Source organism: Achromobacter sp. EB05 (assembly GCF_044232075.1).
In the GTDB taxonomy this organism is placed as follows: domain Bacteria; phylum Pseudomonadota; class Gammaproteobacteria; order Burkholderiales; family Burkholderiaceae_B; genus Achromobacter; species Achromobacter dolens.
This window is the reverse complement of record NZ_CP155917.1, coordinates 2,555,703-2,571,484: the sequence shown is the minus strand read 5'-3', so window position 1 is coordinate 2,571,484 and position 15,782 is coordinate 2,555,703. Positions and strand designations below refer to the sequence as shown.

17 protein-coding genes are annotated in these 15,782 nt (G+C 68.0%); 15 read left to right on the top strand and 2 right to left on the bottom strand.

What is annotated here, in order from left to right:
• Positions 1 to 19: 19 nt before the first annotated feature.
• From AAID08_RS11800 to AAID08_RS11790, 3 genes are read left to right on the top strand one after another with little or no spacing between them, the layout of a single operon-like run.
• Positions 20 to 991, top strand: a complete 972-nt coding sequence (locus tag AAID08_RS11800; protein WP_175167451.1) for a tripartite tricarboxylate transporter substrate binding protein — start codon at positions 20 to 22, stop codon at positions 989 to 991.
• Complete coding sequence (locus AAID08_RS11795; protein ID WP_395757664.1) at positions 988 to 2,220, top strand: CaiB/BaiF CoA transferase family protein; 1,233 nt, start codon at positions 988 to 990, stop codon at positions 2,218 to 2,220. Before AAID08_RS11800 ends, AAID08_RS11795 begins: the two co-directional genes overlap by 4 nt.
• A complete protein-coding gene (locus AAID08_RS11790) occupies positions 2,220 to 3,386 on the top strand; it encodes an acyl-CoA dehydrogenase family protein (protein WP_144658140.1) in 1,167 nt (388 codons plus the stop codon). The genes AAID08_RS11795 and AAID08_RS11790 overlap by 1 nt, the downstream gene beginning before the upstream one ends.
• A gap of 79 nt (positions 3,387 to 3,465) precedes the next feature.
• On the opposite strand, the gene AAID08_RS11785 is transcribed toward AAID08_RS11790, so the two are convergent.
• The gene (locus tag AAID08_RS11785; protein ID WP_395757663.1) at positions 3,466 to 4,203 is read right to left on the bottom strand and encodes an IclR family transcriptional regulator; all 738 of its coding nucleotides are present in this window, start codon (positions 4,201 to 4,203) and stop codon (positions 3,466 to 3,468) included.
• Between the two features lie 143 nt (positions 4,204 to 4,346).
• On the opposite strand from AAID08_RS11785, the gene AAID08_RS11780 reads away from it, so the two are divergent.
• The 7 genes from AAID08_RS11780 (at position 4,347) to AAID08_RS11750 (ending at position 9,583) form a co-directional block, all read left to right on the top strand.
• Positions 4,347 to 4,724, top strand: coding sequence for a flagellar protein FlaG (locus AAID08_RS11780; protein WP_054502834.1), 378 nt, complete (start codon positions 4,347 to 4,349; stop codon positions 4,722 to 4,724).
• 143 nt (positions 4,725 to 4,867) lie between these two features.
• A complete protein-coding gene (gene fliD / locus AAID08_RS11775; protein WP_064522908.1) occupies positions 4,868 to 6,256 on the top strand; it encodes a flagellar filament capping protein FliD in 1,389 nt (462 codons plus the stop codon).
• A gap of 18 nt (positions 6,257 to 6,274) precedes the next feature.
• Positions 6,275 to 6,703 (top strand): flagellar export chaperone FliS, encoded by a 429-nt coding sequence (gene fliS / locus AAID08_RS11770; RefSeq protein ID WP_054502836.1) that lies wholly within the window; start codon positions 6,275 to 6,277, stop codon positions 6,701 to 6,703.
• A 47-nt stretch (positions 6,704 to 6,750) separates the two neighbouring features.
• Positions 6,751 to 7,104 (top strand): flagellar protein FliT, encoded by a 354-nt coding sequence (locus tag AAID08_RS11765; RefSeq protein ID WP_035360316.1) that lies wholly within the window; start codon positions 6,751 to 6,753, stop codon positions 7,102 to 7,104.
• Positions 7,101 to 8,447: a flagellar hook-length control protein FliK gene (locus AAID08_RS11760; protein ID WP_395757662.1), complete on the top strand. Its 1,347-nt coding sequence runs from the start codon at positions 7,101 to 7,103 to the stop codon at positions 8,445 to 8,447. Before AAID08_RS11765 ends, AAID08_RS11760 begins: the two co-directional genes overlap by 4 nt.
• A complete protein-coding gene (locus AAID08_RS11755) occupies positions 8,447 to 8,761 on the top strand; it encodes an EscU/YscU/HrcU family type III secretion system export apparatus switch protein (RefSeq protein WP_054502838.1) in 315 nt (104 codons plus the stop codon). The genes AAID08_RS11760 and AAID08_RS11755 overlap by 1 nt, the downstream gene beginning before the upstream one ends.
• Positions 8,762 to 8,785: 24 nt before the next feature.
• Positions 8,786 to 9,583: a flagellar brake protein gene (locus tag AAID08_RS11750; protein WP_054502839.1), complete on the top strand. Its 798-nt coding sequence runs from the start codon at positions 8,786 to 8,788 to the stop codon at positions 9,581 to 9,583.
• A gap of 175 nt (positions 9,584 to 9,758) precedes the next feature.
• Here the strand turns inward: AAID08_RS11750 and fliE are convergent, their stop codons facing one another.
• Positions 9,759 to 10,091, bottom strand: a complete 333-nt coding sequence (fliE, locus tag AAID08_RS11745) for a flagellar hook-basal body complex protein FliE (protein WP_035360311.1) — start codon at positions 10,089 to 10,091, stop codon at positions 9,759 to 9,761.
• A gap of 347 nt (positions 10,092 to 10,438) precedes the next feature.
• On the opposite strand from fliE, the gene fliF reads away from it, so the two are divergent.
• Genes fliF through fliJ form a run of 5 tightly spaced genes read left to right on the top strand, consistent with a single transcriptional unit; the run spans position 10,439 to position 15,762 of the window.
• Positions 10,439 to 12,112 carry a flagellar basal-body MS-ring/collar protein FliF gene (gene fliF, locus AAID08_RS11740; protein ID WP_395757661.1) on the top strand — a complete coding sequence of 558 codons (1,674 nt, stop codon included), beginning with the start codon at positions 10,439 to 10,441 and terminating at the stop codon, positions 12,110 to 12,112.
• Complete coding sequence (gene fliG / locus AAID08_RS11735; RefSeq protein ID WP_064523625.1) at positions 12,102 to 13,112, top strand: flagellar motor switch protein FliG; 1,011 nt, start codon at positions 12,102 to 12,104, stop codon at positions 13,110 to 13,112. Before fliF ends, fliG begins: the two co-directional genes overlap by 11 nt.
• Positions 13,105 to 13,848, top strand: coding sequence for a flagellar assembly protein FliH (gene fliH, locus AAID08_RS11730; RefSeq protein ID WP_064523621.1), 744 nt, complete (start codon positions 13,105 to 13,107; stop codon positions 13,846 to 13,848). Before fliG ends, fliH begins: the two co-directional genes overlap by 8 nt.
• Positions 13,845 to 15,320 (top strand): flagellar protein export ATPase FliI, encoded by a 1,476-nt coding sequence (gene fliI, locus AAID08_RS11725; RefSeq protein ID WP_054502843.1) that lies wholly within the window; start codon positions 13,845 to 13,847, stop codon positions 15,318 to 15,320. The genes fliH and fliI overlap by 4 nt, the downstream gene beginning before the upstream one ends.
• Entirely contained in the window at positions 15,313 to 15,762 is a 450-nt protein-coding gene (gene fliJ / locus AAID08_RS11720) for a flagellar export protein FliJ (RefSeq protein WP_054502844.1), read from the top strand. The genes fliI and fliJ overlap by 8 nt, the downstream gene beginning before the upstream one ends.
• The last annotated feature ends 20 nt before the right edge of the window (positions 15,763 to 15,782 follow it).

Sequence of the window (15,782 nt, the reverse complement as noted above, 5' to 3'; positions counted from 1 at the left end):
ATCCCCCTGGAGACAAACCATGCGACTACTACGCCTGCTGGGCGCCACCCTGGTCGGCGGCGCCATCGCCCTGGCCCTGCCAGCGGCACACGCCGCGGACTATCCGAACAAACCCATCACCCTGATCGTGCCGTTCCCCGCCGGCTCCGGCACCGATGCGGTCGGCCGCATCTTTGGCGCCGAACTGTCGACCATCCTGGGCCAGCAGATCGTGGTGGAGAACAAGCCCGGCGCCAACGCCACCATCGCCGCCAGCTACGTGGCGCGCGCCAGGCCGGACGGCTACACGCTGTTCGTGACCACCAATACCTCGCATTCGGCCGCCCCCTGGCTGATGAAGAACATCCCCTACGATCCGGTCAAGGATTTCACCCCCATCGCGCGCGGCGGCAACCTGCCCTTCATCCTCGTCGTCAATCCCAAGCGGCCGTGGAAGACCGTGGCCGACCTGGTCGCCGACGCGCGCCAGCACCCCGGCCGCATCACCTACGCCAGCGGCAACAGCACCGGCATCGTCGCCGGCGCCACCCTGGCCAACCGCGCCAAGATCGACATCCTGCACGTGCCCTATAAAGGCACGCCGCAAGGCCTGACCGACGTAGTCGGCGGCCAGGTCGATTTCATGTTCACCGACCTGGCGTCCGGCCTGCCGTTCGTGCAGTCGGGCCAGTTGCGGGCGCTGGCGGTGTCCACCGCCGAGCGCAGCGCGATCGTGCCGGACCTGCCTTCCATGGCCGAGTCGGGCGTGCCGGACTTCGACCTGAATTCGTGGAACGGCTACTTCGGCCCGGCCGGAATGCCGCCCGAGGTGGTGGCCAAGCTCAACGACGCCATCAAGCAGGTGGTGGCCAAGCCAGACGTGCGCAAGCGCCTGGCGGGCCTGGGCTTTGACGCGTTTTCCAGTTCGCCCGAGGCCTTCGGCCGGTTCGTCGGCGAGCAACGCGACCTGTGGGGCAAACTGATCCGCGACGCGGGGATCGAGCAGCAATGACAATGTCCGCCGCCGCATCCCCGCAGGCCGCCGGCCCCCTGTCCGGCGTACGCATCCTGGACCTCAGTTCGGTTGTGATGGGTCCTTACGCCACCCAGGTGCTGGCCGACCTGGGCGCCGACGTCATCAAGGTCGAGTCGCCCGCCGGCGACAACATGCGGGCCGTCGGCCCGATGCGCAACCCGGGCATGGGCCACCTGTACCTGCACCTGAACCGCAACAAGCGCTCGGTGGTGCTGGACCTGAAGACGCCGGAAGGCCGCGAGGCCTGCCTGCGCTTGGCCGAGACCTGCGACGCCCTGCTCTACAACATCCGCCCCCAGGCCATGACGCGCCTGGGCCTGTCGTACGAGGCGGTGGCGGCGCGCAACCCGCGCATCGTCTACCTGGGCGCCTACGGCTTCGGCGAGGCCGGCCCCTACGCCGGCCGGCCCGCCTACGATGACCTGATCCAGGGCCAGACCGGCATCGCCGCGCTGGCGGCGCAGCAGAGCGGCGACGTGCCGCGCTACGCGCCGCTGACGCTGGCCGACCGCGCCGTGGGCCTGCATGTGGGCATCGCGCTGGTGTCGGCGGTGCTGCACGCCCGCGCCAGCGGCCAGGGCCAGCAGGTCGAGATCCCGATGTTCGAGGGCATGGCGCACCTGGTGCTGGGCGACCACCTGGGCGGCGCCACCTTCGAACCGCCGCTCGGCCCCACCGGCTACGCCCGGTTGCTGGCGCCGCACCGCCGGCCCTACGCCACCGCCGACGGCTACATCTGCCTGCTGATCTACAACGACAAGCACTGGCGCAACTTCTTCGCGCTGATCGGCCAGCCGGAACTGGCGCAGGATCCGCGCTTTCACACCCACGGCGCCCGCGCCGCCCATATCGACGAGGTCTACGCCTTCGTCGCCGACGTGATCCGCACCCGCGCCAGCCAGGACTGGCTGCGCGAGCTGGCGGACGCCGACATCCCCGCATCGCAGCTCTACACGGTCGACGACCTGCTGCAGGACGAGCACCTGGCCGCCACCGGCTTCGTGCAGGACCACCAGCACCCGACCGAGGGCCGCCTGCGCACCCCCGCCCCCCTCGGCCGCTACCAGGGCACGCCGACCGCCATCCGGCGCCCGGCGCCGACGCTGGGCCAGCACAGCCGCGAAGTGCTGGCCGAGGCCGGCTACGACCCCGCCGGCATCGACGTGCTCTTTGCCAATCGCATCACCCAGGATGGAACCGACTGATGGACTTTGCATTCACCCCCGATCAATTGGCGCTGCGCGACGCAGTATCCCGCATCTGCGCCCGCTATCCCGACGAATACTGGCTGGAACGCGACCGTGAAGGCGGCTTCCCTGAACCCCTGCACGCCGACCTGGCGCGCGACGGCTGGCTCGGCATCGCCATGCCGCCGGAGCATGGCGGCGCCGGCCTGGGCATGACCGAGGCCGCGCTGATGATGCAGACCATCGCCGCCTCGGGCGCGGGCTTCACCGGCGCGTCGGCCGTGCACATGAACATCTTCGGCCTCAATCCCGTGGTCGTGTTCGGCAACGACGCGCAGCGCGCCCGCTGGCTGCCGCCGCTGATCGCCGGTCAACAAAAGGCCTGCTTCGCCGTCACCGAGCCCGACGCCGGCCTGGACACCACCAAGCTCGGCACCCGCGCCGTGCGCCAGGGCGACGAGTACGTGGTGCATGGCCGCAAGATCTGGATCTCGACCGCCCAGGTGGCCGACAAGATGCTGCTGCTGGCGCGTACCACCCCGCTGTCCGAGGTGGCCAAGCCGACGCAGGGCTTGTCGCTGTTCTACACCGACCTGGACCGCGGCAAGGTCGAGGTGCGTGAAATCGAGAAGATGGGCCGCAAGGCGGTGGACTCGAACATGCTGTTCATCGACGGCCTGCGGATCCCGCTGGCGGACCGCATCGGTGAGGAAGGCCGCGGCTTCGAATACATCCTGCATGGCCTGAACCCGGAACGCATCCTGATCGCGGCCGAGGCTGTCGGCATCGGCCGCGCCGCCCTGGAGCGCGCGGTGCGCTACGCCGGCGAGCGCCATGTATTCGGCCGGCCGATCGGCCAGAACCAGGGCATCCAGCACCCGCTGGCGCAGGCCTGGATGCAGTTGGAGGCGGCCGACCTGATGGTGTTCAAGGCCGCCAGCCTGTATGACGCCGGCCAGCCCTGCGGCCCCAGCGCCAACGCCGCCAAGTATCTGGCGGCCGAGGCCGGCTACAACGCCTGCCAGACCGCGGTAATGACGCTGGGCGGCATGGGCTACGCCAAGGAATATCACGTGGAACGCCTGCTGCGCGAGAGCTTCATCCCGCGCATCGCGCCGGTCAGCCCGCAACTGATCATGTGCTTTATCGCGGAAAAGGTGCTGGGCCTGCCCAAGTCCTATTGAGGCCCCTGCCGGCCGGCGCGCACGCCGGACGCGCCGGCCGCCCGGGCCACGCGCCTTGCGCGCCGCCCCCGGCGCCCTCTCAGGACTGCTGTTCCAGCCCGGTGCACGCCGCCCGCAGGATGCAGGCGTATTCCTCCTGGCACGGCTCGATCCGGTAGATGGGGCCGCCCACGGAGATGGCATAGTGCTCGCCCGAGAGCGTCACCGGCCAGGCGATGGCGCCGACGTCGGGAATCGACTCGCCGCTGTTCATGAACCAGCCGCGCTGGCGCGACAGCGTCAGATCCTGCAGCACCGCTTCGCGCGTAACCAGCGTGCGCTCGTTGTAGCGCGTCAAGGGGCCGCTGCCGAGCAGCGCGTCACGGGCCGGCTCATCCATCAGGGACATGAGCGCCTTGCCCAGCGAATTGGCGTGTACGTCCTTGAACTCGCCGGCAACCGGCGCGTATCGGATCGTGTGCGGCGAATCCAGCACGTCCAGGTAGACCACCCGGCCGTCCTGCGTCAACTTGGCGAATACGACGGTTTCCCGGGTTGCGTCCCTTAATTCAACCAGGCTCGGATAGACCCGGTCCAGCACCGGGTCGGCGCGGGCGATGCGTTGCGCCATCGCCAACAGGCGCCCGGTTGGGTAGTAGCCCTGGCGGCGGCCGGTTTCGTAGAGATAGCCCAGGCCGGTCAGGGTGCGGATCAGGGCCAGGCAGCTTGATACCGGCACGTCCAGCAGCCGGGCCAGTTCCGACAGGGGCAGTGCGCGCTTTTCCCGGGCATAGGTTTCGATGATTTCGATGACTCGCAACGCCGTCTTGACACTCATTGCCCGATCCCAACTTGTTAGCACATGAAACAGCCCGCTGTGACGAGGGCTAAAGTTCCCTGCGGCGCTGCCGTAATCGTAGCTGAGAATTCCCTGAAAACAGCGCGTTCCTCCGAGACGCCCGCACAGCCGCTGGAGTGATCATGGCCGTAACCCCCTTAGCCCCCGCTACGTTCGCACCGGCGCCGGTCGCGGCCGTGCCAGTCGTCGCAGATCCATCCGTCACCGTCGCCCCGCCCGCCGCCAGCACCAATGGCAGCGGCACCGATTCCGCGACGTCGGAGCAGTCGAATTCGCAGAAGCTGCCGCTCGACAAGGCGCTGGACGAAATCAACGAGCAGATGAAGGCGTGGTCGACCCAGTTGCAGTTCGAGGTCGACCCGGACGTGCACCAGGTGGTGGTATCGGTGGTGGACGCCAAGTCCGGGGACGTCATTCGCACCATCCCCAGCGAAGCTGTGCTCAAGATCGCCAAAATGATCGTGAACATGCAGGGAAATGGCATCAAGACCTCGGCTTGACATGAATTCCCGTACTTTCTTCTGTGCCCGTTTTGGCGCCAATCGATGATGGAATCATCGAATTAGGCCCGCCTTATGCCCTTACCCGGCCAATCGCCGGCACCCTATTTTTGACAGAATCGCATCGCTAGGAAGGATTTCACATGGCCTCTATCACTAACCTCGGTTCAGTTTCCGGCTTGCCCCTGGAAAAGATCCTGTCGGACCTGCAGGCCGCCGAGGACAAGAAACTCTCGATCTACACCACCCGCGCCTCCAGCTACAAGACTCGCATCGACGCCTACGCGCAGCTGCAAAGCTCGCTGGAAGCCCTGCAGAAGTCGGCTGCGGTACTGGGCAAGACCGAGACGATGGCTGCCATCAAGGGCAGCGTCACCGGCGGCACCGCCTTGACGGCCACTGTGGCCGCCGAGGGCGCCGTCGCGGGCCAATACGTCATCGAAGTGAACAACCTGGCGCGCGCCCAGAGCCTGCAATCGGGCGCCGTGGCCGACCGCACCGCCAAGCACGGCGACACCGGCTCGTTCGAAATCGAGCTGGCCGACGGTACCAAGCGCACCATCGACCTCAAGGGCGACACCTCGCTCAACGGCATCGTCAAGGCCATCAACGCCGACGACAAGTCCGGCCTGCGCGCCACCGTCATCAACGACGGCAATGGCAACAACTACCTGATGCTGACGGCCAAGGACACCGGCGTCCAGGCCTCGGTCAAGAACATCACCGTCACCGGCGACCAGTCGCTCAAGGACATCCTGTCCTTCAGCACCGCCGCCGACGGCACCACCACCGGCATGGCCAACACCAAGGCCGAAGACGCCCAGCTCACCATCAACGGCCTGGCCGTCAAGAGCGGTTCGAACAACGTGGCCAACGTCATCGACGGCGTCACGCTGAACCTGACCGACAAGACCGAGGCCGGCAAGCCGATCACGCTGAAGCTCGAATCCGATACGTCGGTCGCCAACAAGGCCATCCAGGACTTCGTCAAGACCTACAACGCGCTGCAGACGACCATCAAGAACCTGACGGCCTTCGACGCCAAGGCGGCCACCAACCAGCCGCTGACCGGAGACGGCACCACGCGTTCGATCCAGTCTTCGGTGACCGGCGCGCTGCAGGCCGTGCTGGGCTCGGGCACTGTCCGCTCGCTGGCCGACCTGGGCATCACCACCGATCCGCAGACGCGCCAGCTCAAGCTCGACCAGACCAAGCTGGACAAGGCACTGAGCGGCAGCCCGGCCGACGTCACCAAGCTGCTGACCGGCGACAACGGCCTGGCCAAGAATTTCGAAAAGGCGTTCAAGGACGTGTTGGGCAGCACCGGTTCGCTCAAGACGCGCACCGACGGCCTGACCAAGTCGATGAGCGATCTGGACGCCCAGCAAAAGCGGGCCAAGGCCGCCAGCGATGCCGAGATCGACCAGATGCGTACCCGCTTCGTGGCGCTGGACAAGTTCTACATGCAAATGCAGACCACCGCCAACTACCTGACCCAACAATTTGCGGCGATGAACAAATCGAGCAAATAACCTGTAGAAGATGCATTAATGACTTACGCCGCCCGCCGCCCCACAGGGTCCCAATCCGTCCGCTCCTACGCCGATATCGGCCTGGAAACCCAGGTGCTGGGCGCGAGTCCCGAGCGGCTGATCACCCTGCTGTACATGGGTGCCCGGGCGGCGATCGGGCAGGCACGCATCCACCTGCAGGAAGGCCGGGTCGCCGAGCGCGGCGCGGCCATCTCGAAAGCGATCAAGATCGTCGATGAAGGCTTGAAGACCGGGTTGAACATGGAGGCCGGCGGCGAGATCGCCGCCAACCTCGCCCGTCTCTACGATTACATCGTCCGCACCTTGCTGACGGCAAATCTGAAAGCGAACGCCGAGCAACTCGATATCGCCGACCGCCTGCTGGCGGATCTGGCCGAGGCTTGGCAGACTTCCGTCGACCGACCGGCTGGCCTCACCCAGCCCTGATGGCCAAAAACACAAATCCAGCCAGCCATCGAACGCCCGAGATTTCCATGACGTCCCTTACCCAGTACTCATCCCCTATTCTGGAACACTACCAGGAGATCGCCCTCATCACGGGCGAGATGTTGACGGCCGCCCAGGCCGGCGACTGGGATACGGCGATGGCCCACGGGCAGCAATACTGCGAGCTGGTCGAACGCCTGCGGATCGCGGAGCCGACCGCGCCGCTGGACGAAGCCGGCCGCGCCATGAAGTACGACCTGCTGGTGCGCATCCTCGAAAACGACGCGCTCACGCGGGACCTGGCGCTCCCGCAACTGGCCCGGCTGGGCGAACTGCTGGGCCGCATGAAGCGCCAGCAGACGCTGTTGTCGGCCTACGGCTACCAGGCGCCTGAAGCATGAGCGTAGGTCCCGCGGCACTCGGCAACGTCCTAGTGCAGCGGTTGGACGCCGTGCTTGGCACGACGATGTCCGCCGCCAGCGCCAACCAGGTGTCGGGCGCGCGGCCGGATGCGGTCAGCCAGCCCGGCAACCTGGACAAGCCCGGCTCGGCCGACGGCTCCAATCGTGACCCGCGACAAGGCATCCAGACCGGCGGCGCCCGCGGCGACCGCCCGCCCACCGTCCTGGACGCCAAGACCGCCGCCGCGCTGGCGCTGGCCGCCCGCGGCCTGGTCACCAGTAGCGACACCACGGCCTCGGCCCCCACCACGCTGGGCACGACCGCGCGCGCGATCCTGGCGTTGCTGGCCCAGTATCCCGACGCCGCGCCGCCGGTGCAGGGCCGCGCTCCCTTGTGGTCGGCCAACGCGCCGGCCCAGCCTGGCACCGACCAGGCCGCCGCACAGCCGGCGCAACCCGGACAACCCCAGCCCCCCGCCACCGGCGCGGCGGCTCCCGCCACGACCCCGGCCACCAGCGCGGCCGCGGCCCTGGCCACCGCCGCGGCAGCCAGCGCCGACCTCGAAGCCGATACCCCGCTCGGCGCCAAGCCCGGCCGCCCTGGCGGCGCGGCCGACGCCTCCGGCGGCGCCAAGGGCGCCGACGCCACGGCCCACGCCAGCCTGGCGGCGGCCGGACCGTCCGCCCGCGCGCTGGGCCAGGCGCTGCGCGTGGCGCTGCAGACCAGCGGCCTGTTCTACGAATCGCACCTGACCGACATGGTCTTCGGCCGCAGCAATCCGGCCCAATTGCAGCAGGAGCCGCAAGCCAAGCTCACGCGCAGCGGCGTTCCCAGCGAAGCCGACCTGGCCCGGCCGCGCGCCGACAGCGCCGGCACCTCCGCCAACCGCGCGGGCGGCGAGGCGCCGACGACGGGCGGCGGCGCCCACACCCCCGCGCCCGGCACGCCGGTCAGCGGCATCCACCAGGATCTCACCGTGCTGGTGCGCCAGCAGCTCGACGTGCTGGCCAACCAGGCATTGACCTGGCAAGGCGAAGCCTGGCCCGGCGCCCCCATGGAGTGGGAAGTCGAACGCGAGCCCTACGGCGGCGACCCGGAATCCGGCGTGCCCACCTGGGCGACCCGCCTGAAGCTGGACCTGCCCCGCCTGGGCCTGGTGGACGCGCGCCTGAACCTGGCCGGCGACCAGATCGTGCTGCAATTGGTCGCCCCCCATGGCGCGGCCGAACTCAATGAGTCCTCGGACCAACTGCGTTCGCGCCTGCTGGCCGCCGGCCTCACGCTCAGCCACCTGGTGGTGAACGTGGTCGATCCGCGTCCCGTCATGCCCACGGATTTCTGATGCGCACCGCCCCGCCTCCCGACCAGGGTCCCAACGCCAACCGCAACGCCGCGGTCGCGCTCTCGTATGACGACAAGGACGCCGCTCCCCGCGTCGTGGCCAAGGGTTACGGCCAGTTGGCCGACACCATCGTGCGCGCCGCCGAGGAAAACGGACTCTATGTCCACGAATCGCGCGAACTCGTCGGCCTGCTGATGCAAGTGGACCTGGATGCGCATATTCCTCCCCAACTCTACGTAGCGGTGGCAGAATTGCTGGCCTGGCTGTACCGCCTCGAATCGCGCGAGCTTCCCGACGCCGCGCCGCCAGCCTGACCCCTATTTTCCAAGGACATCACTGTGTTGGATGCCAGCGATCCGGAATTCCTGCTCACGCGGCCGGAAGACATGCGCGCCGCCCTCTTCGAACTGACGCACCCGGACAGCCATATCCTGGTGCGCGACGCCGCCGATCGCGAGATGGCGGTACTGGTGCTGGGCGCCGACAAGCAGACCCGCCAGTTCTTCTGGCGCCCGCGCGACTACGCCGGGGCCGACTTCGAACAGTCCGACAGCATGGGCCTGCTGAGCGGCACGACCTTCCATTTCCACGCCACCGCCTACGGCGGCGTGCAGATCCGCTTCCGCGTCGAGCGCCCCGAAGTCATCCATTTCGATGACGGCAGCGCCGCCTTGATGTCGCCCTTCCCCGAACACCTTGCCCGCATCCAGCGCCGCAAGATGTTCCGCGCCTCGCTGATCAGCAACGCCAACCGCTGCCAGGCGTCGTGGCAACCCGACCCGGCCGAGAAGCCGATCAGTTTCTCGGTGCGCGATCTGTCGGTGGACGGCGTCGGCCTGCGGGTGGAACTGGCGGTGCAGGCCCTGCCGGAACGCGGGTCGGTGCTGGAGGACGTGCGACTGGACTTCGGCGACCTGGGCAAGCTCAACGCGCACCTCGAAGTGCGCAATGTGTACCCGATTTCGGGCCAACCCATGGTCCAGTCCGATAACCCCGACGAGCCGGCGCCGCCCCATGTGTCGCTGACCGGCGAACCGCCCATGAGCCACCTGGGCGCGGTGTTCCTGAACCTGGACGCGCGGCAGGAAAACTGGCTGCAACAGGTCGTCTGGCGCCTGGAAAAAAACGCAAGGTAGTGTTGCCCCCACGCGGCGAGTGTTGTGAGCCCCCACGCGGCGCACGCTACGCGTGCTTGCTGCCCCCAGAGGGGGCTGCCCCGCCTACGGGCGGCCGGGCGGCGGGGCGGACGTTCTGGCCTAGATTGGGTTGTGTTCTAGCCAAGGCAGGGCCGTTCTGGCCCTGCCTGCGCCATTACACGGCCATCGACGAGATTTCCTTGTAGGCCGCGACCAGCTTGTTGCGGACCTGGACGGCCGTCTGGAAGCCGATGCTGGCTTTTTGCAGGTCGATCATCACGTCGTTGAGCGAGACGTCGGGCGCGCCCATTTCGAATGCCTTGGCCTGCGCCGTGGCGGCATTCTGCGCGCCGGTGACGCGGCGGATGGAGCGTTGCAGCTCGGCGGCAAAGCCGTCGGGCTGGGCCACCGCCTCGCCGGCGGCGAGGTTGCCGGTTTCGGCCTTGGTGACGGCCACGCGCATCTGCTGGAGCATGCTCTCGATGCCGGACAAGCCTGATACAGCCATTACGTTATTCCTTGCAGGTGGGGCGTGGACTACGCCAACAATGCACGCAGCGTAACCCGGCAACCCCGGCGTCATAGCGACTAAAAGCCGCCAAAACACCCGATATTTCCCCGAATGCGCCGCCCCCGCCGGCGCGCGCCGCCACCCCGCCCGCCCCACCGCCGCGGTCGCTTGTCTACATAGGGGATAAGTAACGCCAAAAAACCGCTGTTTTCGACGATTGGGTTTGCTAACGCAGCAGCAATAATCCAGGCTCTCCCCAGACCAGAAGCACGTTGCATGTGTAATCTGCCCTACCCGAACATGAAGTCCTTTTCCCTGCTCCGCGAAGCCAGCGGGAGCCGCCAATGAATCAGCAGGCTACCCTGAGCGCGTCGCTTCTGGCGAAGTTTCCCGTGTTGGAAAAGATCCGCGCCCTGCCCAAGCCGGTCCTGCTGGGCGCGGCAGCCGCGGTGGTCGCGCTCATCGTCGCCGTGGCGATGTGGAGCAGCGAGCCCAAGTACAAGGTGCTGTTCTCGAATCTGGACGACCGCGATGGCGGCGCCATCGTGACGGCCCTGGGCACCATGAACGTGCCCTACAAGTACAACGACACCGGCACCGCCCTGCTGGTGCCGGCCGACCGCGTCTACGACGCCCGCCTGCAACTGGCGTCCCAGGGCCTGCCGCGCGGCGGCTCGGTCGGCTTCGAGCTGATGGACAATGCCCGCTTCGGCGCCAGCCAGTTCGCCGAGCAGATCAATTACCAGCGTGGCCTGGAAGGCGAGCTGGCGCGCTCGATCGAATCCATGCACACCGTGCAGCACGCCCGCGTGCACCTGGCCATGCCGCGCCAGTCGCTGTTCGTGCGTGAACGCCAGCCGCCCACCGCCTCGGTGCTGCTGAACGTCTACCCCGGCCGCAGCCTCAGCGATGCCCAGGTCTCGGCCATTTCGTGGCTGGTCGCCTCCAGCGTGCCGGAACTGACCGCCGAGAACGTCTCGGTCGTCGACCAGAACGGACGCCTGCTGTCCTCGCCGCTGGGCGAAGGCCGCGGCATGGACGCCGACCAGATGCGCATGGTCCGCGAAACCGAACAGCGCACCGTCGAACGCATCCTGACCATCCTCAATCCGCTGGTCGGCCCGGGCAACGTGCACGCCCAGGCCAGCGCCGAAATGGACTTCGCCCGCCGCGAGGAAACGTCCGAGGTTTACCGTCCCAACCAGGAACCCGGCCAGGCCGCCATCCGCAGCCAGCAGACCAGCGATCAGAACCAACGCGGCATCAATCCCGCCCAGGGCGTGCCCGGCGCACTGTCCAACCAGCCCCCGGGCAACGCCCAGGCTCCCATCGCCAATCCGCCGCAAACCCAGCCGCCGCGCCCGGGCCAGCCGCAGCAGCAAGGCCAGCAACAACAGCAGCAACAGACGGCCACCGGCGCCCAGAACGCCGGCGGCACCATCAACGATCGCCGCGACGCCACCACCAACTACGAAGTCGACCGCACCATCAGCCACATCAAGCAACCGGTCGGCACCGTCAAACGCCTTTCGGTCGCCGTGGTGGTGAACTACGTGCGCGACAAGGATGGCGACCTCAAGGCCCTGCCGCCCGAGGAACTGAGCAAACTGACGAACCTTGTGCGCGAGGCGATGGGTTACTCGGAAAGCCGCGGCGATTCGCTGAACCTGGTCAACAGTCAGTTCAACGACGGTCCGCCGGCCCTGCCGATCTGGCGCGATCCGGAAATGATCTCGCTGTTCAAGACCATCCTGGCATGGCTGGTCGGTGGCGTCCTGGCCCTGTGGCTGTACCGCAAGGTGCGCCGTTCGGTGGGCGACTACCTGTACCCGCCGGTCGATCCGGAAGTGGCCGAGGCCGAACGCATCGAAGCCCAGCGCGAGGCCCAGGACCTGGCCCGCGCCAAGGAAACCGACCGTTACCAGGACAACCTGGAACGCGCCCGCACGATGGCGAACAAGGATCCGCGCGCCGTCGCGATGGTCCTGCGCACCTGGATGACCAAAGATGAAAAATGATTCCAAGCCCATGGACGGCATGACGCGCAGCGCCGTCCTGATGATGTCGCTGGGTGAAGACGCCGCGGCCGAGGTCTTCAAGTACCTCACCGCCCGCGAAGTCCAGCAGGTCGGCGCCGCCATGGCCAGCCTCAAGCAGGTCACCCGCAACGACGTGGCCGTGGTGCTGGAGGAATTCCGCCAGGAAGCCGACCAGTTCATGGCCGTCACGCTGGGTTCGGACGACTACATCCGCACCGTGCTGACCAAGGCGCTGGGCAGCGACCGCGCCGCCGGCCTGATCGAAGACATCCTGGAAGCCGGCGAAGGCGGCAGCGGCATCGACGCCCTGAACTGGCTCGATCCGCACACCGTGGCCGAGCTGATCGGCGACGAGCACCCGCAGATCATCGCCACCATCCTGGTGCACCTGGAGCGCGACCGCGCCGCCGGCGTGCTGGCGCTGCTGACCGACCGCCTGCGCAACGACGTCATGCTGCGCATCGCCACCTTCGGCGGCGTGCAGCCCGCGGCGCTGTCGGAACTGACCGAAGTGCTCAATTCGGTGCTGGCCGGCCAGGGCGCCAAGCGCAGCAAGATGGGCGGCGTGCGCACCGCGGCCGAGATTCTCAACATGATGAATTCGGCCGAGGAGGAAACCGTGGTCGCCAGCCTGCGCGAACGCGACAGCGACCTGGCGCAGAAGATCATCGACGAGATGTTCGTGTTCGACAACCTGCTCGACGTCGAGGATCGCGCCATCCAGCTCATCCTCAAGGAAATCGACAACGACACCCTCATGGTCGCGCTCAAGGGCGCCCAGGAAGAGCTGCGCGCCAAGTTCCTGCGCAACATGTCCAGCCGCGCCGCAGAAATGCTGCGCGAAGACCTGGAAGCGCAAGGCCCGATCCGCATGTCGAAGGTCGAGACCGAGCAGAAGAAGATCCTGCAGATCGCCCGCCGCCTGGCCGAGAGCGGCCAGATCGTGCTGGGCAACTCCGGAGACGACGCGTATGTCTGAAGCGGATACCGGCCAGTCGACGCTCATCTCGCGCAGTGCCGCCTGGCGGCGCTGGCAGATGCTGTCGTTCGACGAGCCGCCGCCCGTCGAAGTCGAACCCGAGCCCGAACCCGATCCGGGCCCCGACCCGGAAGTGGTGATGGCCCAACTGCGCGCCCAGGCCATCGCCGAGGGCCGCGAGGAAGGCTACGCGCAGGGTCATGCCGCCGGCCTGGAAGCGGGCCGCGCCGAAGGCCATGAAGCGGGCCTGGCGGCCGGCCGCGAAGCCGGCTATGCCGAAGGCCTGGCCCAGGCGCGCGAACAAGGCGCCCAGGAAGCGCAGCAGTTGCACGCGCTGATGCAGGCCTGCGCCGAGTCGGTCGGCTCGCTGGAAGAAAAGATGGGCCAGAGCCTGCTGACTCTGGCGCTGGACATCGCCCAGCAGGTCGTGCGCACCACCCTGGCCGAGCAGCCCGACACCGTGGCCAGCGCCGTCCGCGAAGTGCTGCACATCAACCCCACCGCCGGCGGCCAGATGCGCCTGTGGGCCAACCCCGCCGACATCGAGCTGATCCGCCTGCACCTGGCCGACGAACTCAAGGAAGGCCACTGGCGCGTGCTGGCCGACGAATCCATCGCCCGCGGCGGCTGCCGCGCCGAGACGCCGTTCGGCGACATCGACGCCACTTTGCAGACCCGCTGGCGCCGCGTCGCGGCCTCGCTGGGCCGCAACGTCCACTGGGAGGATCCGGCGTGAGCGCCAATCCGGCCCCCGCGCAGCCCGGCCAACCGGCCGTGCCCGTGATCGACCGCTGGCAGACCCAACTGCAGATCGGCTCGATCCGCGCCGCGTCGACCGACCCCTGGCTGGTCAGCGGCAAGATCACGCGCGCCACGGGCCTGGTGCTGCACGCCACGGGGCTGCGCCTGCCGGTGGGCGCCGCCGCCCGCATCGAGATCGCCCGCGGCCACGACCACTGGGCCGACGCCGAAGTGGTCGGTTTCGACGGCCACACCCTGTACCTGATGCCGCAGGCCGACATTTCCGGCCTGCCGCCCGGCGCTCGCGTGGTGCCCGGCGAACCGCCCGTGCAGCGCCAGATCCCGCTGCCGCGCAAGGCCGAACTCAATGGCAACGCCAAGCCCCAGTTGGGCCGCCACTTGCCGGTGGGCAACGCCCTGCTGGGCCGTGTGCTGGACGGCGCCGGCCGGCCGCTGGACGGCCTCGGTCCGCTGACCGGCGCCGAACTGGCGCCGCTATCGGCGCAGCCGATCAACCCGCTGTCGCGCGCCCCGATCGACACCGTGCTCGATACCGGCGTGCGCGCCATCAATGGCCTGCTCACCGTCGGCCGCGGCCAGCGCATGGGCCTGTTCGCCGGCTCCGGCGTCGGCAAGAGCGTGCTGCTCGGCATGATGGCCCGCTACACCAAGGCCGACATCATCGTGGTCGGCCTGATCGGCGAACGCGGCCGCGAAGTCAAGGAATTCATCGAGCACAACCTGGGCCCCGAGGGCCTGGCGCGCTCGGTGGTAGTGGCCGCCCCGGCCGACGTCTCGGCGCTGTTGCGCCTTCAGGGCGCGGCCTATGCCACGCGCCTGGCGGAACACTTCCGCGACCAGGGCCTGGACGTGCTGCTGATCATGGACTCGCTCACCCGCTACGCCATGGCGCAACGCGAAATCGCGCTGGCCATCGGCGAGCCGCCCGCCACCAAGGGCTATCCGCCATCGGTGTTCGCCAAGCTGCCGACCCTGGTCGAACGCGCCGGCATGGGCGCGCCCGGCCCCAGCGGCAAGGCCGGCTCGATCACCGCGTTCTACACCGTGCTGGCGGAAGGCGACGACCAGCAGGATCCGATCGCCGACTCGGCCCGCGCCATCCTGGACGGCCACGTGGTGCTGTCGCGCCATCTGGCCGAAGCCGGCCACTACCCCGCCATCGACATCGAGGCCTCCATTTCGCGCGCCATGACCTCGCTGATCACGCCGCAGCAGTTCTCGGTGGTGCGCCGTTTCAAGCAGACGCTGTCGCGCTACCAGCGCAACCGCGACCTGATCGCCGTGGGCGCCTACGCCGCCGGCAACGACCCGCAACTGGACGACGCCATCGCCCGCTACCCGCGCCTCGAAGCGTTCCTGCAACAGGATATCGGCGAGAACGTCGGCTACGAGGACGCGGTGGAACAGTTGCGCGCCAGCTTTGAATTGAGGGACACCTATGCCTAGCCAATTGCCCCTGGACATGCTGATCAACCTGGCCAAGGAGAGCACGGACGAAGCCGCCCGCCTGCTTGGCCGCCTCAGCACCGAGCGCACCAATGCCGAACGCCAGCTCGGCATGCTGCAGGACTATCGCCAGGACTACCTGGAACGCCTGCAGCAAGCCATGACCACCGGCATGTCCGCCAGCGATTGCCACAACTACCAGCGCTTCATCGGCACGCTGGACGACGCCATCAGCCAGCAGCAAGGCGTGCTGCGCCAGGCCGACGATAACCTGGCCAAGGGCCGGCTCTACTGGCAGCAGGAAAAGCGCAAGCTCAACTCGTACGACGCCCTGGCGCAGCGCGAATTGCGCGCCCAGGCCGTGGTCGAATCCCGCCGCGAACAGCGCGCCAACGACGAATACTCCGCCCGCCTGGTCCAGCGCCGGGCCGGGATGCATTAATTGCCCACAGGAAGCCCGCC